This window comes from Tateyamaria sp. (genome assembly GCF_039945315.1).
Classification (GTDB): Bacteria; Pseudomonadota; Alphaproteobacteria; order Rhodobacterales; family Rhodobacteraceae; genus Tateyamaria.
Genome location: NZ_JBDUXB010000036.1, coordinates 1 through 21,165 on the forward strand (window position 1 = coordinate 1; position 21,165 = coordinate 21,165).

The following is a 21,165-nucleotide window of genomic DNA, read 5'->3' on the forward strand; positions in this document are numbered from 1 at the left end:
GGGACGTGTTCGAATACATCGAGATGTTCTACAACCCGACACGCAAGCACACCAACAACGGTATGCTGTCGCCGGTTAACTATGAAATCAAACAGAAGAAGATGAACGAGGCAGGCGTCTAGGAAACTAGGGGCACCTCACAAAGGACTTGGAAAGCGACGTAAAGCGTAAGTTCCCTCATGCCTGCGTGACCCACTATGGCTGTGATGTGGGATCAAATGAGTACCGGGAATGTTCGACTGTCTGGCTGGTCTCTCAGTTCCACCAGCCGAAGGATGTTCTATTCTCAAAATATCTTGGACATGCCAAGAAACTGGCGACAGATGACAACCTTGAGGCAGGACAAAACTTCCGAGGCAGCTTGATAACGCAACTTGAGCTTGAGCATCATTCGACACAGACAAAACAAATGGGTGCTAGGGGAACTTGTCGTGATGTGGATGGAGACGGAGTAGCTGCCAATATGACTTTGAACTGCCTCTGGAAAGAAGCGGATCAGTTCACCAGTATCGTACCATCAGTATTCCAAGGCTGTCGGCTAGTTTACCCTGACGGTGTTGTGCCTAGCAGTCCAAAGAAGCACACAAAACCTGTTGTCGTTAAGATTGCTGAGTATCTTCAATCGACAGACAAGGATTGTGTGACTGCCTCTGATCTGAACAGGGCGGGTATCAAAATTAAGGGTCAGCCCCGAAAGGACAAAATCAAGGCCGCTGGCGATATGTTCAAAGGTATTGGATGGCAGTTCTTTGATGGGGAGCGAGGCAAGAAGCCAGCCAGGTTCGTGAGACAGAGATAAAGGTTCCGACGGTGCCTATCAGCTTCCCTTTTGGTAGTTTGTTTCACAAAGACACTCTACTATTAGGGAGGCTGATACTTTTCTTCTTCCCTTAAATGTCCCCTGAAAGGTTCCAAGTCTTAGGATATTCTCTAAGAGTCGGTACCTTTAAGAACCTTTGTCTCCGCCGGAACCTTTCAACCGTAGTTCAACCAGCGAGCTTAGCCTTCCGTCTACGACGACCAATGAAGCCAAGACCACCAAGGCCGACTGTTAGGAGCGGCAGAGATGCGGGGAGAGGAACAGGCGTTGGCGTACTGGCTAGGTTTACTATGCCAGACCAATTAACGTTCGCATACGAGGTGACAGCAGTGCCGGGATCCAACGAGACCAAAAGGTTTCCAGAGAAAAGGTCTATTTCTTCTTGCACCAAGTTGGTGCCCACGTTTGAGACAGAAACTTCCTGAGTGTAGTCCAGCAGGGTGTTTCTGTCTCCACCGGCATAAAAATTGTCGACCACAAACGAGATTATTGGGACTACGCCAGCACTGGCTTGATGTGTACCAATAAGGTCCGGCACCTCGATCCTAGCATGCCCTTCGTAATTATAGCTAAACGTTAGATCGACACCGGGATCATCAGAACAATCCAAAAATTCTGTTGGATTGCATTCAGCTCGATAGCCCCAAGCGCTAACTATTTCAAAACCGGCCGTGCCACGTACATACTTACCGTCCGCCGTTGCATCAGATCCAAAGACGACGCCACCAATGAGGACGGCGGGGGTTTCTGTGCTCGTAGTGCCGGTGCTTGCGTCACCCACGCTACCGCTCAAACTTCCTACTTGGCCGCTAGTTTTACCATCTTCAATCTCCAAGAAATGACCCGCTTCGTCCTGCCCATAGGATGGAATTGCCTCGGTTATTTCGTCTGTAACATCCGACCCGTCCGACTTTGAGACGGCAGAAATAAGGCTAACGGAATAAGTAGCCCCCGTTTCAAATGTGGCGAAGGTTGCTGCAAAACTCGGTGTGGTTGTGAAGAGTAGAGAAACGCTACCTACGGCCAGTGAAATATATCTCATCATTTGTCCCTTTAAAAAATGCTCAGCCCCATCACATCGCAGGCCTGAATATTTTGACCATCGGCGTCTAGCACCAATATGTAAACGTAGCTGGCAAGAAAATTATCACATTGACAAAAATAAATCCGGCACGGCCTTCGAAATCACGGTTTCTGCCGAGATATTTTCTAGGTGTCATTCAGTATACAAGGAGACCCCCTTACCCCCGGTGTACCCCTGCCGCTGCACAGCCTACATGATGTTTATTCTCATCTCATCTGAACCAAGCGTGACCCGCGCCACCTCTGATTGCATACACCTGCGTCACTTTGAGTGTACCCTTGGCAACGCTTCACAGTGAACAGCTTATCGCGTCACTATGGGTCGCATCTGACTTATTGACGAAAGAGACTCGATAGTCTCAGACCCGTAGTGAACAAATGGAGCGTTGAATATGGCTGTCTATGGTTACGCAAGGGTGTCGTCACTGTCTCAATCAACCGAGGTTCAGGAGAAACTTCTAAAAGATGCAGGTTGTTCTGTCATTCGAACTGAAAAGATGTCGGGGAAAACCAGAGAAGGAAGGGACGAGCTGGCAAACCTGATGGACTTCATTGCCGAAGGTGACCAGTTGGTCGTCTGCAAGCTGGACAGGCTTGGTCGAGCCACACGTGACGTTCTCAATCTCGTTCATGAGCTGGAGCAGAAAGGTGCATCGCTACGTGTCCTTGAACCTGAGATCGGCACCGCTGGACCAATGGGCAAAATGATCCTTACTGTCCTCGGGATGGTCGGAGAGATGGAACTAAACCACCTCAAGGAACGTCAAAGGGCCGGGATCGAGGCAGCAAAAGCAAAAGGCGTATACAAAGGGCGTCCTGTCCGCCTTGACCATAAGAAGGTCAGAGAGATGGCGGCTCAAGGGATGAAGGTATCAGCCATTGCAGGCCAGATCGGGTGTTCAAGGGGCGCTGTTTACAAGATATTAGGGTCTTAGGCTGACAAATGGACACACACGACAGTGCGGCGAGTAACGGTACGAGTGTAATAGGATAGCCCTTAGAGCGACAGAAACACTCACTGAGGGCCAGTAGGCGCATTTGGCAGGAATGGGGCAACCCACAGAGGCTAGGAGGGCTGTAAGGACTTGAAATCAAGACCGAAGGGGTTGCTATATGTAGTGCTTGAGGCAAGATTAGACACTAAGCCTTGATGGCGTATTACAATCAAGACCTTCCAGATTGATTTTATTCACTAACTATAAATTTATCCTTCAGTAGACCTAATAGAACACGCACGCACACGTGAGGGATACTTGCTGGGGGTGTGTGTGAAGGTCACAACCAAAAAGTGCTTGTCGTCGGGTCTGGAGTGACAAGGTAGCCAACACCCTCACACACCAAAACTCCTTATGTAACTTTTTGAGTTACGTCAATGGCACCGATGTATGTTCTCAGAGAGGGGAATGGGTGTGTGTGAAGGCCGAAGCAAAATCTACTGATCCTTGTGAGTTTGGGGCTAACAAAGAGAGAAAAACCCTCACACACAGACAAACGATACGTAACTTTTCTGATTGTCCCAAGCGATCTTAAGGCTAGGTCGGCTATACTTTTGGATAGGAAATCAGGTCTACCAAATGTCTATTGGCCCTGCCCTACCGATACTCAAGTTATTGTATTTAAACGATAAGGCATTCTCTTTTGAATCACCTGCGTCTACTATTCCGCCACTTGGGCCTCATGAGGGTCTCTACACCGGGATATTAGCTTGAGCAAGCGGCCCTAAGGCAACGTACGCGACATTTTTTCATGTCCGATGGTGGGCACTGGCACTGCTTGTGATGATTTGATACCGCAAGCTAACTGGTTGGGAATTTTCGACGACATGACCACTTCAGCGCAGGACATGGCAATCTCGGATCGGCTCGCGCAATTGGTCGTGGATGCCCATGGCGATACGGTCACGCTTGATTGGATCCTGGCCCAGTTGCACGAACGGGCCTTTGGGCTGTTCCTCCTCATTCTTGCACTGCCCTGCTGCATTCCCTTCCTCTATGGACTTCCGCAAGTTGTCGCCTTGCCACTTATGTTTGTGTCCGCCCAGATCCTTTTGGGCCGCCGCGTACCTTGGCTGCCAGAGAAACTCAGCGCACGAACAGTGGCGACACAAGGGCTCGACAACCTTTCGCGCCGATCCGGCCCATGGCTAAAGCGGATCGAAGCCATCAGCCGCCCAAGACTGACAGCGCTGACGACAAAGCCATTGGACCGGATTGTGGGCTTGGCTCTTGTGCTGTTCAGCGCTTCGATTCTGGTTCCGCTGCCTGGCACCAATACGGTGCCGGGATTTGCGGTGGTGATTGTGGCGATGGGCCTTTTGCAACGCGATGGCGTGCTGGTCATATTGGGCGCCGCACTGGGCACGGCTTGGATTGGCACGCTCATATTTGCAGGGGCGTCGCTGGCAAGCCTGATAAAAACCTGGATCGGTCTATGACACTCACTCGCCAACGCCTAATTTTCTTGGCTGCCCTTGGTTCTGCTCTGCTGTTGGGCGGCGCATTCGTGTTTCAAGGTCTCGGTTACGCACCGTGCAAAATGTGCATCTGGCAACGCTATCCGCACGCAGCAGCCATCGCCCTTGGCGCACTGGCGTTTTTCGTCCCCCTACCAATCCTCATCGCCCTTGGAGCTATTGCGGCCCTGATCACCGCAGGCATTGGCGGGTATCACATGGGCGTCGAGCAAGGCTGGTGGGAAGGGCCGACGAGTTGTTCTGCCGGAGCCATCGACAATATCGACCCAGATGCCCTCTTTGATCAGATCATGGCCGCGCCGCTCATTCGCTGTGATGAGATCCCGTGGCAATTGTTTGGCCTCAGCATGGCGGGCTGGAACATGGTGATTTCCCTAGCGCTCGCCGGCCTTTGGATAGCGGCCCTGAAGGTCAGGCCGACTTCCGAGTAGACAAAAGCAACGACGTCTCGGACGACATCACACCTTCCAGACGCCTAATACGAAACAGCACGTCGTCAAAACGTTCGAGCGTGTCTGTTCCGATCTCCACAATCACATCCCAGCGTCCATTCGTCGAATGAACACTGCGCACTTCGCTCAGGCCGTTAAGCTGACGAATAATCTTCTCTGTGCCGCGCCCTTCAATCCCGATCATCATAAGACCCCGGACGGGATCGCGCAGCGTGTCCTCTCGCAGAACAACAGTAAAGCCAATGATCTCCCCCCGCGCCCGCAGTTTTTCGATCCTCGCGCGCACTGTGGTGCGTGACAGACCAAGATTCGCTGACAATTCCGACAAGGACGCGCGGGCGTCGTGGCGGAGGGCTGAAATCAATCGAATGTCCGTTTCGTCCATTGCATACTTCCGTTTTGCACAATTGGTATCCGTTACGCCCACTTTGACGACTTGTCCACGATACATTTCGGGCAGATGTATCGCACAAGACCAAAGGAGATCGTGATGACATCGCAAAACATACACCTGATTGGCGTGCCCATGGACAGTGGAAAAGCACGCCGCGGCTGCGTGATGGGTCCAGACGCCTATCGCACGGCCGGTCTGGCAGAAGCCCTGCGTGATCTGGGCCACGATGTTCAGGATACTGGCAATGTGATCCCCGGAGATTTCGACGACGCGCCACACCCGCATTTGTACGCGCTTGGTGAAACCATCGCTTGGACAAAGGCGTTGTCGGAGGCGTCCGAGGCGGCATGTGCCCATTCGTTGCCGATTTTCATGGGTGGGGATCACGCGCTTGCCTTAGGCACGATACATGGCGCCGCGGCGCACGCGGCCACAACGGATCGCCCCCTGTTTGTGCTATGGCTCGATGCCCATACGGACTACCACACGCCGCAGACCACCGACTCGGGCAACCTGCATGGCACGCCCATGGGGTACCTCACCGGGCGCGCCGGCTTCGACGGATTTCCAGCTGTTTCGGATCCAATCCCGCACGACCGGATCGCGATGCTTGGCCTACGCTCTGTCGATCGCGAGGAACGCGCGGCCTTGCAGGACACTGACGTGGCTTACATCGACATGCGCCATATTGATGAACATGGGATTGCCAAACCGCTTTCGGCCTTTCTGGATCGCGTGGCCGCAGAAAACGGCATGCTGCATGTCTCACTCGATGTCGACTTTCTGGACCCTTCCGTTGCCCCTGCTGTGGGCACCACAGTGCCAGGTGGTGCGACAATGCGTGAAGGGCATCTGGTGATGGAAATGATCTGCGACAGCGGCCTTATGACCTCGCTTGATCTGGTTGAGCTGAACCCGTTTCTGGATGAACGCGGACGCACGGCACAAGCCATGGTCGAACTGACAGCTTCTGCCTTCGGAAGGCGTATATTTGATCGCCCTACCCGCGCTTACTCCTAAAACCCTGCCCCGGAGGCCAACATGACCCAACTCGCTCCGTCTGACAAAGCGCTCGTTCCTTTTGTTTCTGTCGATCACATGATGCAGCTGGTCCACCACGTCGGTCTGCCCGACATGTTGCGCGGTCTGGCGGAGTACATCGAGGCCGACTTCAAGCGGTGGGAGCTGTTCGACAAAACACCGCGTGTGGCCAGCCATTCGGCTGAGGGTGTGATCGAACTGATGCCTACGTCGGACGGCGAGACTTACGGGTTCAAATACGTAAACGGCCACCCCAAGAATACGGCGGAAGGGCTGCAGACAGTGACCGCATTCGGATTGTTGGCGGATGTCGATACGGGATATCCCGTCCTACTTACCGAAATGACGATGCTCACGGCGTTGCGCACGGCTGCCACCTCGGCCCTTGTGGCAAAAACGCTGGCGCCCAAGGGCGCGACGACCATGGCCATGATCGGCAATGGCGCACAGTCGGAGTTTCAAAGCCTCGCGATGATGGCAATTGCAGGCATCACCCATGTGCGCCTTTATGATCTCGATCCCGCAGCAACCGCAAAATGCGCACGCAACCTATTGGCGACAGGTCTGGAGGTGACCCAATGCAGCACCGCCGAAGAGGCCATTGAAGGTGCTCATATCCTGACGACATGCACGGCCGACAAGGCGTATGCCACTATTCTAACCGAAAACATGGTTGGCGCTGGAGTGCACATCAATGCCATCGGCGGCGATTGCCCTGGCAAAACAGAGATTGCGCCGGGCATCCTGCAACGTGGCGATATCTTTGTGGAATACCCTCCTCAGACCCGGATTGAAGGAGACATCCAACAACTGGACGCCAACCACCCGGTGACGGAGATTTGGCAAGTGCTGACCGGTCAGGCGCAAGGACGAACGTCCGAGAAACAGATTACGATCTTTGACAGCGTAGGTTTCGCGATCGAGGACTTTTCTGCGCTGCGTTTTGTGCGCGATCGGGTGACGGGTACCGCGTTTTTTCACCCGCTTGATTTGTTGGCCGATCCGGATGATCCGCGCGATCTGTTTGGGATGTTAATGCGTTCAGAAGGGTGAACGCATCGGTTGCAAGGGCTGCGTTTCAAAACAAAGCTGCCGGCCACATGGTAGATCCATTGAGTGCCAAGCAAAAAGGCGCGCCGATCAAACGGCACGCCTTGCAAAGTATTCACTGGTAAATCATCGGTGTGGCTGATGGTTCATGCAGAACCATCCCTTACCACTGATCGAATTCATCTACGTGAATTCAACTTAGTCGTCCCGATGCACCTTCTCGCGGCGCTCGTGTTTTTCTTGCGCCTCTAGGCTCATTGTTGCAATTGGACGCGCATCCAGACGCTTCAGTGAAATCGGCTCTCCAGTCACCGAGCAGTACCCGTATTCGCCCTCATCAATCCGGCGCAATGCGCTGTCGATTTTGGAGACCAGCTTGCGCTGACGGTCCCGAGTGCGCAGTTCGAGCGCGCGGTCGGTCTCTTCCGAGGCGCGGTCTGCGACATCTGGAATATTGCGCGTTCCGTCCTGAAGACCTTCGATCGTGTCACGGCTTCCAGCCAGCAACTCGGCTTTCCAGCCCAGCAACTTCCGGCGAAAATACTCTACTTGGCGGTCGTTCATGAACGGTTCGCTTTCGGCGGGACGATAGTCGTCCGGCAAAAACACTTCCTGCTTCATTTCATTCCCCTCAACTTGGCTAGCGTTGACCATTTTTTGGTTCCCTGAGGTGTCCGGATCACTGCCCCATCCAGCTTCCTGACGCAGCATTTATCCGAGGCATGTTGGATTGTCACTACCCATTCCCATGACAAGTTCGCTAAAAGCAACGCGATGAACAAAACAGCGCAACAGGGTGAACTCACATGAAATTCCAAGGCACTGACGCCTATGTCGCAACGGACGACCTGACCATCGCGGTGAATGCAGCTGTCACCCTCGAACGCCCCCTTCTGGTGAAAGGCGAACCCGGCACAGGCAAGACTGAACTGGCCAAACAGGTGTCACGGTCTCTGGGCCTGCGTCTGATCGAATGGAACATCAAATCGACCACCCGCGCGCAGCAGGGTCTTTATGAATACGATGCCGTTTCACGTCTGCGTGACAGCCAGTTGGGCGAAGACAAAGTGCACAATGTTGCAAACTACATCAAAAAAGGAAAACTCTGGGAGGCCTTTGAGGCCGACGAAAAAGTTGTCTTGCTGATCGACGAAATCGACAAGGCGGACATCGAGTTTCCAAACGACCTGCTGCAGGAACTCGATAAGATGGAATTCTTTGTTTACGAGACCGGCGAGACCATTCGGGCCCGCCACCGCCCCGTCGTCATCATCACCTCTAATAATGAAAAAGAACTGCCAGACGCTTTCCTGCGCCGCTGTTTCTTTCACTATATCCAGTTCCCGGACATGGAGACGATGAAGCAGATCGTCGCCGTGCATCATCCAGACATAAAACAGGGTTTGCTGACCACCGCCCTCACGCAATTCTTCGAAGTCCGCGACCAGCAAGGCCTGAAGAAAAAGCCATCCACATCCGAAGTACTCGACTGGCTGAAACTACTCTTGGCCGAGGATATGAGCGCCGAAGACCTCAAACGCGACGGTGCAAGCGCGCTGCCCAAACTCCACGGCGCCCTTTTGAAAAATGAACAGGACGTGCACCTTTTTGAACGCCTCGCCTTTATGGCGCGAGGGCAACGTTAGACGTCCAAAAGCAAACGCTGTTGTTTGGGGTGATCTTCTCCAAATTCGTAAGAAAAACGGCTTTGCATCAGCACTTTAGAGCCTCTTCTGGAGAAAAGATGCCGCTTGTGGGTGCTCCATTTGCATGGGATTTGCATCGTAAAGAGGGGCATTTCCGCCACATGTTCACTCCCTCTACGGCGGCACAACCGGCCTGTGGATAAAATGTCTTTCTTTTGCCCGGAATGCTCCATAAGTTGACCGTGATGAGAGGTGAAAACACCCGCATCCAATATGCTAAAAGGCAGGCAGGCAGTATAAATGACAGGTTCAGACGCACTTATTGTGCGCCCTCTTTCTTTGTCGGATCGCACCCAATGGGGCGATCTGTGGACAGCCTATCTTGCGTTTTATGAAACGTCTCGTCCGAAATCTTTATTCGATACTTACTTTGCCCGCCTCCTTGGAGATGACCCACAGGACTATAAAGGGCTGGTGGCCGAGACGGATGGTAAGTTGGTCGGACTGACCCACTACGTCTTTCATCGTCATGGCTGGAAAGTCGAAAACGTCTGCTACCTGCAGGATCTCTATGCGAATCCATCCGTACGTGGCCAAGGGGTTGGTCGTAAGCTGATCGAAGCCGTCTATTCCGCTGCTGATGCCGCCGGATGCCCTTCTGTCTACTGGTTGACGCAGGACTTCAACACCGAAGCCCGCAAGCTTTATGACCGCATCGGCAAACTCACGCCCTTCATCAAGTACGATCGGGGATGAGTATGTTGCGACGCTTTGTTCTACCCTTCGTTCTTGCGCTTAATGCATGTGTGCCGGTGACGCCCAGTGATGTCACTACACGCGCTCTGCCTCAGTCCAGCGACCTGCCTCCGATGAAGACCTTTGGCGCGCCGGCGCCAGGTGCGCCAATCAGGTCCAACAACGATCTCGCTCTGGACTTTATCGAGCTCAGCTTTCAACTGGAGTCGGGCCGCGATCTGCCCGTCTTTACACGGTTCGAAGGGCCTATTTCGGTGCGCGTTACCGGTGCACCGCCTGCCTCACTTGGTACCGACCTGCGCCGTCTGATGCACCGGTTGCGCAATGAAGCCGGGATCGACATTTACGAGGCCGCGCCCGGTTCTGACGCCAACATCACCATACAGGCGGTGACCCGTGCACAGATCCGGCGCGCCCTGCCCCATGCCGCCTGTTTCGTCGTGCCCAACATTGCCGATATCTCGCAATACAAACCCAATCGGCGCAGCGCACGCACAAGCTGGTCAAACCTGCGTACCCGGAATCAACTGGCCATCTTCCTGCCCAACGATTCCAGCCCCCAAGAGGTACGCGATTGCCTGCATGAGGAACTCGCACAGGCCATCGGCCCGCTCAACGATCTCTACCGCCTGCCCGACAGTGTCTTTAACGACGACAACGTGCACACAGTTCTAACCGGCTTCGATATGCTTATTCTGGAGGCCTACTACGCACCAGAACTGCGCTCTGGCATGACGCGCGGACAGGTCGCGGCCAAGTTGCCGGGCATTTTGGCGCGGATTAATCCGGCCGGCGAAAACATGGCCGCTCAATTTGCGACACGTACCCCACGTGCCTGGAGCGATGCTATCCAAACGGCACTCGGGCCCGGTGCAAAGCCTGCCCAACGGCGTGCGGCAGCCGCTACAGCGCTCGAGATTGCAGAAGCAATGAGTTGGACAGACCACCGCCGCGCCTTTGCCCACTATGCAAATGGCCGCCTCTTGCAGTCCACGGACCCACACGCCGCTCAAACCCATTTCCGCGCAGCAGATCAGTACTACGCTGCTACAAAAGGTGCGAGCCTGCACCGGGCTTATGTTGCTACACAATTGGCCGCATTCGAAATTACACGCGGTGACGGAGATTCTGCCTCTGTCCTGCTGGCGCCGCATATTGACCAAGCTGCGCGCAACGAAAACGCCGCCCTTTTGTCCACCCTGCTATTGTTGCGTGCCGAGGCGCTCGACCTGCAGGGACGTTCTGCCGAAGCCCAGAGTGTTAGACTGGACAGCATCGGATGGGCGCGCTACGGCTTTGGCCCAGACTGGGCGGTCCGAGCCAAACTGCGGGAAATCTCTTCTTTGAACCCGCTGAATGGTTGAACTTGCCGCCCCAAGCAATTGAGAGGCAAGGCAAATGATAGTGATCTCTGGCGCTGTTCTGGGTGCTGTGATCGGCGGCTACACCGCGTATAAACGTTCTGGCAATCGCCTTGATATCGCACAATACGCGGCCGGCTACGCCTTGGCTTTTGTGGTGGTTGGCCTGATCGTCACCGTCATGATCGACCGTATCCTGAGCGCTTGAACAGATGTTCCTGCCCTTCTTCGAACAATTGCGGAAAGGTGGTGTGCCGGTTTCCCTGCGCGAATTCCTCGCCTTTCTCGAGGCGATGAAGGCTGGGCTTGCGACCTATGATGTTGAGGCATTCTACTATCTGGCCCGCACCGCAATGGTGAAGGACGAACGCAATATCGACAAGTTCGATCGTGCGTTTGCCGCTACCTTTGAGGGGCTGGAACAGATCAGTATTGAACAGGTGCTGGAGGCAGTCGACATCCCGTCAGACTGGCTGGAAAAGCTGGCCGAAAAGCACCTGAGCGAAGAAGAACGCGCCGAGATCGAAGCTTTAGGTGGTTTTGATAAGCTTATGGAAACGCTAAAAAAACGTCTTGATGAGCAAAAGGGGCGCCATCAGGGTGGCAATAAGTGGGTTGGAACCGCGGGCACCTCACCGTTTGGAGCCTATGGCTACAACCCCGAAGGCGTGCGCATTGGTCAGAACGAAAGCCGTCACAAAAAGGCGGTGAAAGTCTGGGACAAACGTGAATTCAGGAACTTGGACGACACAGTTGAACTGGGTACGCGCAACATCAAGGTTGCCCTAAAGAGGTTGCGCCGCTGGGCCCGCGATGGCGCGGCAGAGGAACTGGACCTGAACGGCACCATCCGTGCCACTGCCGAACATGGCTATCTGGATGTGCAAACCCGGCCTGAACGCAGGAACGCCGTCAAGGTGCTGTTGTTCTTTGATATAGGCGGGTCGATGGACCCTCATGTAAAGATCGTGGAAGAGCTGTTTTCGGCCGCGAAGTCCGAATTCAAACACCTTGAACACTTCTATTTCCACAACTGCCTGTACGAAGGGGTGTGGCGCGACAATCGGCGTCGCTGGGACGCGCAAACGCCAACGCACGAGATTCTGCGCACCTATGGCCCTGATTACAAATGCATATTCGTCGGGGATGCCAGCATGTCGCCCTACGAAATCGCTTATCCCGGTGGGGCAAACGAACACTGGAATGCTGAGGCCGGCCAGGTCTGGCTGGCCCGTGCGCGTGACCAGTGGCAATCAAACCTGTGGATTAATCCGGTGCCGGAAAAATATTGGGGCTACACCAACTCCATCGGCATGATCCAGGAAATCTTTGGCCCGGACGCCATGGTCCCCATGACTCTCGAGGGGTTGAGCCGCGGTATGAAAGCGCTGACGCGTTAACTCTTTTAGGTCGCGAAAACCTACCCTAGTCTAATTCCCATGTCAGATGCACCCGTTGTCCACATTGACCCCGAGGCTTTTCATGCCGACCCCTATCCGACGCTGGCGGATATGCGGCGCGATGCCCCTGTCTGCTTTGTCCCCGAACTTGGGGCCACACTGTTCACCCGGCGCGATGATGTCTTCGCCGAAGAAAAGCGGATCGATCTGTTTTCCAGCCACCAACCCAACGGCTTGCTGACCCGCGTGATGGGCGAAAACATGATGCGCAAGGATGGCGACGCGCATCAAATCGAACGCAAGGCCCTGTTCCCTGCCCTGTCCCCGCGCACTGTGCGCGATGTGCTTGGCACCCAGTTCGGCGAAATCGTGCAGCACCATATTGATCGCATCAAACCGCAGGGCACATGCGATCTGGTGCGCGACTACGCGATGCCTGTGGCTGCAGATGTATTGCGGGTGATGACAGGCCTGATCAACATGGACGCCACAGAGATGGATGCCGCCAGTCAGGCTATGCTCGACACGGCGGCAAACTATCAGGGCGATCCAGAAATCGATGCCAAAGGCTTTGGCTATGCCACCCGTGTGCTTGAATTGATTGAGGAACGTTTGCCCGCGCTCCGTGCTTCCCCTGATCTGTCGATTATTTCGGTGCTCGATCAGGCGGGCCTCAGCCTTGATCAGATCGCGGGCAATGTCCGCGTTATTATCGGGGGCGGACAGAACGAACCGCGTGATGCCATTGCGGGGACCATTTGGGCGCTTCTTAGCCATCCTGATCAACACCAGCTGATTACAAACGGTCAGGCAACATATGAGGATGCTTTTGCGGAATATGTCCGCCTGATTGCCCCGATCGGCATGTCGCCACGCCGCGTTGCGCGCAACGACACCGCATGCGGCATAGGGTTCGAAGCCGAAGAGTTGATTTTCTTTATGTTCGGATCAGCCTGCCGGGACGAGGCGCATTTCGAAGACCCGGACCGCTTTGACATCACCCGCGACACACGCCCCGCCATTCCGTTTGGCGCAGGCCCCCATTTTTGCGCAGGGGCCGCGGCCTCGCGCACGCTGATTGCAGGCCATGCGGTGCCTCAGTTATTTAAACAATTGGATGGTCTTGAGCTGGCCGGTGACGTTCCATTTGCGGGCTGGGCCTTTCGTGGCCCGACTTCCTGTCCATTGAGCTGGAAAACCTGACGCGTTGGCCCCATATCTTTTTCATGATCAAGTTAACGCCGATCCTTCTGGCCATCGTCTATGGCCTCATCATGTACCGCTTTTCCGTTTGGCGGACATCACGCAATCTGGACGCGCAATCGACAGAACTGGCCGACCCTATGTTGCGCCAGATGTGTGATCAGTTAGCGAGTGCACTCGACCTGCCCCGGATCAAGGTGCACATCTACGAAATCGAGCCTGTGAATGGCCTTGCTGCCCCGGATGGGCGCATTTTCATTACCCGCGGCTTTTACGATCAGTTCCGCAAAGGTGCTGTGTCCGCCGCTGAAATGGCGAGCGTGATTGCGCATGAATTGGGGCATGTGGCCCTTGGGCACAGTCGTCGGCGTATGATCGACTTTTCCGGGCAGAATGCGATGCGCATGGCAATGGGCATGGTCCTGTCCCGGTTCATTCCCTTTGTGGGGGCTTGGATCGCCAACAGCCTGACAACTCTGCTGGCGGCCCGCCTGTCGCGTCAGGATGAATACGAGGCTGACGCTTATGCAGCGGCGCTTCTGACCAAGGCTGGCATCGGCATTGGTCCGCAGATATCGCTGTTTGAAAAGCTTGAAACGCTCACCAAATCGCGCGGGGGCGCAGCACCAGCGTGGCTTCTGAGCCATCCAAAGACGCAAGAACGGGTCAAGGCATTGCAGGCGCTTGAGGCCAAATGGCAGGTCAGCACCTAGCCCAATCGTTCCACCGCTTTGCCCAAGCGCGGCAATCGTGCCTTTTTCATCAGAGAGCGCAAAGTCCATGCTTCGCCTGACAGTCGACGCGCTTCATTCAGGACGGCATGTGCAACTGGAGCAACCATGTCAGGGTTCGCCTCGGCACACCCTTGAAGATAGCTGTCGGGGTCGACGCGATGCAGTCCTTCTTCGCTCAGCACATTGCGAGGGAAATCCTTGGCGTTCACGGTCATGATCGCATCAGAAGACCCGGCAATGGCGGCGGCCAGCACGTGCACATCATTGGGATCCGGCAGCCAAAGCCTGTTTTCGAGTTCGGGTGGATACCGTACTTCGGCTCCCGGCCACGCAGCCTGCAACATAGCGATTTCGCCACGCGCCTGCGCTTCGCCCTGAGGCCCCAGTTTAATCGCCGCACGCGCCCATTCTTCAAGAATCCGGGGGGACCATTGCGGGGTAAACAACCCCGTCCTGGCGACGCCCAGCACAACCTCCCGCATAACGGTGGGATAGAGCACATTTGCATCGATCAGGATCTTCATAGGCGGAAGAACAACGCCTTGAGGTAACCGCTTTCGGCCAGTTGCGGCATCAGCGGATGATCTGGTCCGGCAAAGCCTGTGCGGATCAATGCAGGCGTGCGACCAGCCTTGCCGATCCCGCGCACGCAGGCAGCCTGGAACGCACTCAGGTCGGCTGCGTGGCTACAGCTGCACAAGGCAAGGATTCCGTTTGGGGCCACAAGTGCCGCGGAAAGTCGTGCGACGCGTTCATAGGCCCGTAATCCCGCATCCAGCGCCGGTTTGGCCGGAGCAAAGGCAGGCGGGTCACAGATCACAAGATCAAACGTGCGGCCTTCTTCGCCTAAGGCTGTGAGGACATCAAATGCATCCCCTTGCCGGCCCTCAAAGCGGTCCGAGGCGTCCATGGCAGCAGCCCCTTGGGCCGCCAGCGCCAAGGCGGGGGTCGAGCCGTCGACACAGAGTGTAGATGCCGCTCCACCCGCCAGCGCGGCCAGTCCAAAGCCGCCCACGTGGGAAAACATGTCCAGCACCCGTGCGTTACGGGCCAGACCGGCGGCAAATGCGTGGTTTGGGCGCTGGTCGTAAAACAGCCCCGTTTTCTGCCCGCCCATGACATCCGCCATATAGGTCGCACCATTCATAGGCACCGGGATTGGCACGATAGGAGCCGATCCCTGCAACACCGCGCTGACGTCATCGAGGCCTTCAAGGCTCCTGGCGCGGCCACCGGCGTTCTTCAGAACCGTGCGCGCGCCAGTTACGGTCATTGCGGCTGCGGACAGCAAGTCAATGCGGGCGTCCGCCCATGCAGCGTTTGGCTGGATCACCAACACATCATCAAAACGGTCGATGACAACACCGGGCAATCCGTCGGCTTCGGCGTGAATCAGGCGATAGTACGGGGCATCAAAAAGGCGTTCACGTAGATCCAGCGCGCGGGTCAGTCGCGCCTTGAACCAGTTTACGTCGACATCTGCCCCGACATCCATATCGATCACGCGCGCGATGATCTTGCTGGCCGGGTTCACAGCAACCAGCGCCAGAGGAGTGCGGTGAGAGTCTTCAAGCACCGCGATCGTTCCGGGCGCCATCGCCTTGGTACGCCGGTCTGTTACGACCTCGTTTGCATAAGCCCAAGGGAAACCATGGCGGATACGGCGGGTATCCATCTTGGGACGAAGGCGGATTACGGGGCGGTCAGATGCAAGAGAGGGCGCTGTCATAGCGCCTTCCTCTAGAGTGTTCGCTCAAGCTCTGAAAGCTCAGATTTGATTCATTGCCTGAATAATGCCCAGTTTGGCGTTCTGGTACCCTTCCGGCGTTGTCAGTTCCTGACGAATGACTTCGGCCAGAAAGGCGGAGATGCGCACCTTTTGGGTCTCGCCACGTGCTTCGGCCGCAAGCGCCTGACTGCCACCAAAGGCAGTTAGGTCGGCGCGCACACGGCGCGTCTCACCCAGTTGGGCATTAGTGACTGCATGGCGAACGGTGACGTTAAAGTTGATGTTGTGCACACCGCCAGTGGAGTAACGCGCGCGTTCTGTCAGCGCGTGAAACCGGGTCACCTCAATATCCAGAAATACCGGGGTCGCACCATCCAATGCTACAGTGCCTTTTTTCATCGCGTCGTTAAAGATCGCACCAATCTGTGCGTAGCGATCGCCAATTGGATCACCGCGCCACACGATGTCAGATGAGGGCAGATATCCATTGCTTTCAGACACTGTCAGCGAACGTGGCACGCGGACCGTGATGTTTTTGACGCGGACGTCTGTGTTGTAAGCGCCGACTTGCTCTGTTGCAGCAAGCGGAAGCCCTTCGGCGTCAAATGCGGCGCTGCGGGATTTCGTGCTTGTTCCGGCGCAGGCTGACAGCAGGGCGCCGATGGCCAACAAGAGAACCAACTTGATATGTTTCATTCTGTCTCTCCGCTGCGGACGGAATCGTCTGCACTGCTCGTATCACGGGGCACGATATGACGAGTTACTAGGGCAAAAATGAGACATTTCCTGTTCAATTGCGGGATTGTTTCGCGACCGTGGCTATTGTGGACGGCTTCGGCTGCGCCATCCGCCACGTCGTTTGGGGCTGGCAACTTGCGCGCGGCCTTCGGAGAGCACCTCGGTCATTGGGTGATCAGCGTGACCTGTGCCAAAACGATCCAACAGCACATCGATCGCATAGACAGGTCTGATGGTGCCCGGCAGGCTCAATGCCCAGTCCAAAAATATTGTGCGGCATTCGGACTTGCTGATCCCGTCAATGCGATAGGCTTCAAATATCAGGCCCTTGGGATCATGATCATCGCCCTTTGCGATCATGATTCCAGCCTCTTGCCAGCGTTACGCTCGATTGCGGCATCGAGTACGTCACGGGCCGCATTGTGGGCGTCGGCCAGCGCCGCTTCAGCTTCTGTCTGTGTCGATGCCCCAGTTGCAACAATCAAAACGTCCAAGCCTCTTGATCCCAACATTTCAGTGTTCAGTGCATCGGTGCTGAGCAACCGCGCCGCCATCTGCACTCGCGACAACATTACATACGTGTCTCGCAACACCTGTGCTTCTGCGTCACTTACTAGCCCAGCAACGACGCATGCTACGATCCCTCCCGCCACATTCTGAGGGGCGGTCGGCGACAAGAGCGCACCTGTTTGCGAAAACAGTTCGATATCCTGCATCCGGCCCGGTCCAACCTTGGCATCCCAAACAGAACTTGGGGCTTTTGCTGCTGCGATGCGCGCGCGCATCTCGCTGAGGTCGCGCATAATCGCGCCGACATCGCGCACTTCTGTCAAAACGTTGTGGCGCAACTGTGAGATGTCAGCCGCCAGATCGGCAGGTCCGGCAACGACCCGCGCCCGAACGAGCGCCAGATGTTCCCAGAGCCACGCCTCATTTTGCTGGTAGTTCTGAAAGGCGGTCCAGCTTGTGGCGACTGGACCCTGATTGCCCGATGGACGCAGACGCATATCGGCCTCGTAAAGGCGCCCTTTAGCGGTTTGTGCAGTGATGGCAGTGATCATCGCCTTTGTGAGACGGGCATAATAGGTGCGCACCGCTAGCGGCTTTGCGCCCTCTGAGTACTCGGCCGTTCCGGGGTCATAGATCACGATCACATCCAGATCAGAATGCGCCGTCAGGACCCCTGCCCCAAGGCTGCCCATGGCGACAATCGCCGCACCCCGCCCGGGCGGCGGACCAAACCGCACTGCAAACTGCGCCTGAACGACCGGCCACAAGGCGGCCAAGGCTGCCTGCGCGAGGTCAGCGTACTGCGTGCCTGCGTCCTGCGCCGTGGTAAGTGCGCGCAAATGATGGACGCCGATGCGAAAATGCCAATCCTTGGCCCAGTCCCGGATGGCATCCAGCTTGGCCTCATAGTCAGGCTCTGCGGCCATCCGCATCTCGGCTTCGGCCCGCAGGGCCGCCTGCCCCGGCCAATCGGCAAAAAAGCTGCCCCCGATCACAGCATCAAGCACCGAGGCATTGCGCGACAGATACCGGGCCAGTGCGGGTGACGTGCTGACGATATCAACCAGTAAGTCAACCAGGTGCGGATTGGCCTGAAACAGCGAAAAGAGCTGCACACCCGCAGGCAGGCCCGCCAAAAACCCGTCAAAGGCCGACAACGCCTCTTGCGGTTTGCCAGCTGTCCCAAGTTGGGTCAGCAGCGCAGGTTCAATCCGTTCGAATAATGCAGCGCCCCGTTGCGAGCGCAGTGCCGGATAGCTGCGCCACCGGGCCCGCATGGCCGGGTCAACTTCTGGCGCAGCAGGCTCCGGATCGGCACTGGAAGGGGCAAAGAAGCCTTCTGTTTCGCCGTGCACGGCTGAAAGACGCTCTACCAGTTCTCCTTCGAGATGGGCGCGGTCAATGTCCATCATGGCTGCCAGCCGGTCGAACCCTTCGTCTGTGACGGGCAACTGGTGTGTCTGAGTGTCGCGCACCATCTGCACGCGGTGCTCGACCGTGCGGGCAAAGCGGTAGTGATCGCTTAACGCTTCGGCCACATCCTCTTTGATCCAGCCCTTTGAGGCCAGTCGCCCCAGCCCCTCAACCGTGCCACGCACTCGTAAATCCGGGTCGCGCCCGCCGGAAATCAGCTGCCGTGTCTGTGTAAAGAATTCTATCTCGCGAATGCCACCACGCCCCAATTTCATGTTGTGACCCTGCAAGGTGATCGGACCGCCCGTGCCTTTGTGGGTGCGGATGGCAAGACGCATGTCATGGGCATCCTGAACAGCTGCAAAATCTAGGTGCCGCCGCCAGACAAACGGGGTCAGATCAGACAGGAAGCGTTCCCCTGCACCAATATCGCCAGCGCATGCCCGCGCCTTAATGTAAGCCGCCCGCTCCCACGTTCGCCCAAGGCTTTCGTAATATCGCATGGCCGCCCCAGTCGAAAGAACCACAGGTGTCACCGCCTGATCGGGACGGAGGCGAAGGTCCGTGCGGAACACATATCCGTCTGCTGTCATGTCGTTCAGGATCGCCGACATGTCCTGTACAGCGCGGACGCATGCTTTACGGATCAGCGCGTGATCGGCAGGTGCGTGGCGGGTTTCGTCAAACAAGCATATAAGATCGATGTCGGACGAGTAATTCAGCTCGCTGGCGCCCATCTTGCCCATGGCCAGAATGAATAGGCCCGCATCCTCGTCCGGCAGTTTGCTGCGGCGCACTTGATGAGCCAGCGCCGCACCCAAAGCGGCTTGCGTCGCCATATCAGCAAGAGAGGTTAGCGCCCCAGTGATCCGCTCCAGCGACCATGCGCCGCCCAGATCGGCGAGACCTGCAAGCAACGCCACCCGACGTTTGGCGCTGCGCAGTGCGGGTCGCATGGCGTCCATGTCCCCCTCAGGCGCGCGCAAAACCGAAGCCATTGCTGCATCCATGTCCTCAACAGCATCTCGCAGCCACTCAGCCTCGTGCGCGATCAAACCGGCCAGATAGGGGCTGCACGACGCGGCACCATATACGAGGTCCCGCACAGCACCACTGAGACCGGGAACAGCGGCCACCGCATCCTCTCCCCGATCAGGTTGAAACGGCCGCGGGACCCGCGTGATGTGCTGTTCAAGTTGCATACTCCACACTCACCAGTGACACGGCGCGACGTCAATGCCTCTTGCATGGCGACGCCCGTAAGCGCACCAATGCATTTATGAGTAAAAGTCTGAAACGTGTCCGCGCGGCCCTTGAGGCGGCGGGGGTAGATACCGAAATCCGCGAAACGCCATTGGCGCGCACCGCCGCTGATGCCGCCAATGCCATCGGCTGCGAGATCGACCAGATCGCCAAGTCCATCATCTTTCGGGGTGAAAACAGCGGTGTGGCGATCCTGTTCATCACCGCAGGAGGCAATCAGGTCGACCCGGAGAAAGCGGCCCACTTGGCCGGAGAGCCGTTGGGCAAGGCCGACGCCTCGTTGATCCGGACACAAACCGGGTTCGCCATCGGAGGTGTATCGCCCGTTGGGCATCTGTCCCCGATCACCGCATTTTTTGATCCGAAGTTGGCAGAATTTCCCAATATTTGGGCTGCAGCGGGAACACCGCACCATGTTTTTCGATCAAATCCGCAGGATTTGGTGAAAATTTCTGGCGCGCAAATATTTGATTTTAAATCGTAATACCAATTTATGTAAAAAACATTCACATTATACCTTGCAGTGATCGCCTCCAGTGCCAATCTATGTAATGTGAAACAGCTTCACATACGCACTTTCCCAAGGGGCCAACCGCCCCGTAGCTTTGAAAGGTATGAAAATGACAACCATGTCCACCACCGCCACAGCGCAACCCCGCTCGGAAGGTTGGTTTTCGAATTCCGAACGCTGGCTTGACGAAAAGGGCAAAGGCGCCTGGATCGCGGCCATGGTCCTCGGTTTCATCTTCTTCTGGCCCGTTGGCCTCGCCCTTCTGTTTTATATGATCTGGAGCAAACGCATGTTCAACAAGTCCTGCAGTTCCCGCCGCATGAGTACAACAATGACCACCATGCGCCCCACAGGCAACGCGGCCTTTGATGCCTACAAGTCCGACACCCTGCGTCGCCTTGAGGACGAACAACACAACTTCGAGGTTTTCCTTGAGCGGTTGCGTGAGGCCAAGGACAAGTCTGAGTTCGACCAGTTCATGGACGAACGGGCCAAAGCCGCCAAGACCGAAGACTGATACAGCACAAGTCGCTTTACCGGCCCCTGTTACGACTGGGGCCGGGATTTGCCTTTTCTACGGAGCACCTC

At 56.2% G+C, this 21,165-nt stretch carries 24 protein-coding genes; 16 read left to right on the forward strand and 8 right to left on the reverse strand.

Going from position 1 to position 21,165, the window contains the following annotated elements:
• The coding region (locus ABJD00_RS10005; RefSeq protein WP_413828751.1) for an IS3 family transposase at positions 1-122 on the forward strand (122 nt) is incomplete at its 5' end.
• Positions 123-148: 26 nt separating this feature from the next.
• Entirely contained in the window at positions 149-799 is a 651-nt protein-coding gene (locus tag ABJD00_RS10010) for a hypothetical protein (protein ID WP_413834407.1), read from the forward strand.
• 187 nt (positions 800-986) lie between these two features.
• Here ABJD00_RS10010 and ABJD00_RS10015 read toward each other — a convergent pair whose 3' ends face one another.
• A complete protein-coding gene (locus ABJD00_RS10015; protein WP_413834409.1) occupies positions 987-1,862 on the reverse strand; it encodes a VPLPA-CTERM sorting domain-containing protein in 876 nt (291 codons plus the stop codon).
• 433 nt (positions 1,863-2,295) lie between these two features.
• Between ABJD00_RS10015 and ABJD00_RS10020 the strand changes: the two genes are divergently transcribed.
• The 3 genes from ABJD00_RS10020 to ABJD00_RS10030 all read left to right on the forward strand — a co-directional run bounded on the left by ABJD00_RS10020 (position 2,296) and on the right by ABJD00_RS10030 (position 4,807).
• On the forward strand, positions 2,296-2,838 hold the full coding sequence (locus tag ABJD00_RS10020) for a recombinase family protein (RefSeq protein WP_413834411.1): 543 nt from the start codon (positions 2,296-2,298) through the stop codon (positions 2,836-2,838).
• Positions 2,839-3,725: 887 nt separating this feature from the next.
• The gene (locus ABJD00_RS10025; RefSeq protein ID WP_413834413.1) at positions 3,726-4,337 is read left to right on the forward strand and encodes an exopolysaccharide biosynthesis protein; all 612 of its coding nucleotides are present in this window, start codon (positions 3,726-3,728) and stop codon (positions 4,335-4,337) included.
• The gene (locus ABJD00_RS10030; RefSeq protein WP_413834416.1) at positions 4,334-4,807 is read left to right on the forward strand and encodes a disulfide bond formation protein B; all 474 of its coding nucleotides are present in this window, start codon (positions 4,334-4,336) and stop codon (positions 4,805-4,807) included. The genes ABJD00_RS10025 and ABJD00_RS10030 overlap by 4 nt, the downstream gene beginning before the upstream one ends.
• Here ABJD00_RS10030 and ABJD00_RS10035 read toward each other — a convergent pair.
• Positions 4,788-5,213 (reverse strand): Lrp/AsnC family transcriptional regulator, encoded by a 426-nt coding sequence (locus ABJD00_RS10035; RefSeq protein ID WP_413834419.1) that lies wholly within the window; start codon positions 5,211-5,213, stop codon positions 4,788-4,790. The two genes, ABJD00_RS10030 and ABJD00_RS10035, sit on opposite strands and share 20 nt — an antisense overlap.
• A gap of 105 nt (positions 5,214-5,318) precedes the next feature.
• On the opposite strand from ABJD00_RS10035, the gene rocF reads away from it, so the two are divergent.
• Together rocF and ABJD00_RS10045 are read left to right on the forward strand one after the other, a co-directional pair.
• The gene (rocF, locus tag ABJD00_RS10040) at positions 5,319-6,242 is read left to right on the forward strand and encodes an arginase (RefSeq protein ID WP_413834421.1); all 924 of its coding nucleotides are present in this window, start codon (positions 5,319-5,321) and stop codon (positions 6,240-6,242) included.
• 21 nt (positions 6,243-6,263) lie between these two features.
• Positions 6,264-7,316, forward strand: a complete 1,053-nt coding sequence (locus ABJD00_RS10045; RefSeq protein WP_413834423.1) for an ornithine cyclodeaminase — start codon at positions 6,264-6,266, stop codon at positions 7,314-7,316.
• 195 nt (positions 7,317-7,511) lie between these two features.
• On the opposite strand, the gene dksA is transcribed toward ABJD00_RS10045, so the two are convergent.
• Positions 7,512-7,934, reverse strand: coding sequence for an RNA polymerase-binding protein DksA (gene dksA / locus ABJD00_RS10050; RefSeq protein ID WP_413834955.1), 423 nt, complete (start codon positions 7,932-7,934; stop codon positions 7,512-7,514).
• A 185-nt stretch (positions 7,935-8,119) separates the two neighbouring features.
• On the opposite strand from dksA, the gene ABJD00_RS10055 reads away from it, so the two are divergent.
• The 7 genes from ABJD00_RS10055 (at position 8,120) to ABJD00_RS10085 (ending at position 14,392) form a co-directional block, all read left to right on the forward strand.
• The gene (locus ABJD00_RS10055) at positions 8,120-8,959 is read left to right on the forward strand and encodes an AAA family ATPase (protein ID WP_413834425.1); all 840 of its coding nucleotides are present in this window, start codon (positions 8,120-8,122) and stop codon (positions 8,957-8,959) included.
• 300 nt (positions 8,960-9,259) lie between these two features.
• On the forward strand, positions 9,260-9,715 hold the full coding sequence (locus ABJD00_RS10060; RefSeq protein WP_413834428.1) for an N-acetyltransferase family protein: 456 nt from the start codon (positions 9,260-9,262) through the stop codon (positions 9,713-9,715).
• 2 nt (positions 9,716-9,717) lie between these two features.
• The gene (locus tag ABJD00_RS10065) at positions 9,718-11,079 is read left to right on the forward strand and encodes a DUF2927 domain-containing protein (RefSeq protein WP_413834431.1); all 1,362 of its coding nucleotides are present in this window, start codon (positions 9,718-9,720) and stop codon (positions 11,077-11,079) included.
• 34 nt (positions 11,080-11,113) lie between these two features.
• Positions 11,114-11,284, forward strand: a complete 171-nt coding sequence (locus ABJD00_RS10070) for an apolipoprotein acyltransferase (protein ID WP_413834434.1) — start codon at positions 11,114-11,116, stop codon at positions 11,282-11,284.
• A gap of 4 nt (positions 11,285-11,288) precedes the next feature.
• Complete coding sequence (locus ABJD00_RS10075) at positions 11,289-12,476, forward strand: vWA domain-containing protein (RefSeq protein ID WP_413834436.1); 1,188 nt, start codon at positions 11,289-11,291, stop codon at positions 12,474-12,476.
• Between the two features lie 39 nt (positions 12,477-12,515).
• Positions 12,516-13,679 (forward strand): cytochrome P450, encoded by a 1,164-nt coding sequence (locus ABJD00_RS10080; RefSeq protein ID WP_413834438.1) that lies wholly within the window; start codon positions 12,516-12,518, stop codon positions 13,677-13,679.
• Between the two features lie 23 nt (positions 13,680-13,702).
• The gene (locus ABJD00_RS10085; RefSeq protein WP_413834440.1) at positions 13,703-14,392 is read left to right on the forward strand and encodes a M48 family metalloprotease; all 690 of its coding nucleotides are present in this window, start codon (positions 13,703-13,705) and stop codon (positions 14,390-14,392) included.
• Here ABJD00_RS10085 and ABJD00_RS10090 read toward each other — a convergent pair.
• The 5 genes from ABJD00_RS10090 to ABJD00_RS10110 all read right to left on the reverse strand — a co-directional run bounded on the left by ABJD00_RS10090 (position 14,389) and on the right by ABJD00_RS10110 (position 20,005).
• A complete protein-coding gene (locus ABJD00_RS10090) occupies positions 14,389-14,937 on the reverse strand; it encodes an RSP_2648 family PIN domain-containing protein (protein ID WP_413834443.1) in 549 nt (182 codons plus the stop codon). The genes ABJD00_RS10085 and ABJD00_RS10090 overlap by 4 nt on opposite strands.
• A complete protein-coding gene (locus ABJD00_RS10095; protein ID WP_413834445.1) occupies positions 14,934-16,142 on the reverse strand; it encodes an RSP_2647 family RNA methyltransferase in 1,209 nt (402 codons plus the stop codon). The genes ABJD00_RS10090 and ABJD00_RS10095 overlap by 4 nt, the downstream gene beginning before the upstream one ends.
• Positions 16,143-16,181: 39 nt before the next feature.
• Positions 16,182-16,838: a DUF6778 family protein gene (locus ABJD00_RS10100; protein ID WP_413834447.1), complete on the reverse strand. Its 657-nt coding sequence runs from the start codon at positions 16,836-16,838 to the stop codon at positions 16,182-16,184.
• 123 nt (positions 16,839-16,961) lie between these two features.
• Positions 16,962-17,240, reverse strand: a complete 279-nt coding sequence (locus tag ABJD00_RS10105) for a hypothetical protein (protein ID WP_413834450.1) — start codon at positions 17,238-17,240, stop codon at positions 16,962-16,964.
• A complete protein-coding gene (locus ABJD00_RS10110) occupies positions 17,237-20,005 on the reverse strand; it encodes a glutamine-synthetase adenylyltransferase (protein WP_413834452.1) in 2,769 nt (922 codons plus the stop codon). The genes ABJD00_RS10105 and ABJD00_RS10110 overlap by 4 nt, the downstream gene beginning before the upstream one ends.
• A gap of 77 nt (positions 20,006-20,082) precedes the next feature.
• On the opposite strand from ABJD00_RS10110, the gene ABJD00_RS10115 reads away from it, so the two are divergent.
• Both ABJD00_RS10115 and ABJD00_RS10120 read left to right on the forward strand, forming a co-directional pair.
• Positions 20,083-20,550, forward strand: a complete 468-nt coding sequence (locus ABJD00_RS10115) for a YbaK/EbsC family protein (RefSeq protein ID WP_413834454.1) — start codon at positions 20,083-20,085, stop codon at positions 20,548-20,550.
• A 136-nt stretch (positions 20,551-20,686) separates the two neighbouring features.
• A complete protein-coding gene (locus tag ABJD00_RS10120) occupies positions 20,687-21,094 on the forward strand; it encodes a DUF2852 domain-containing protein (RefSeq protein ID WP_413834456.1) in 408 nt (135 codons plus the stop codon).
• Positions 21,095-21,165: the final 71 nt, after the last annotated feature.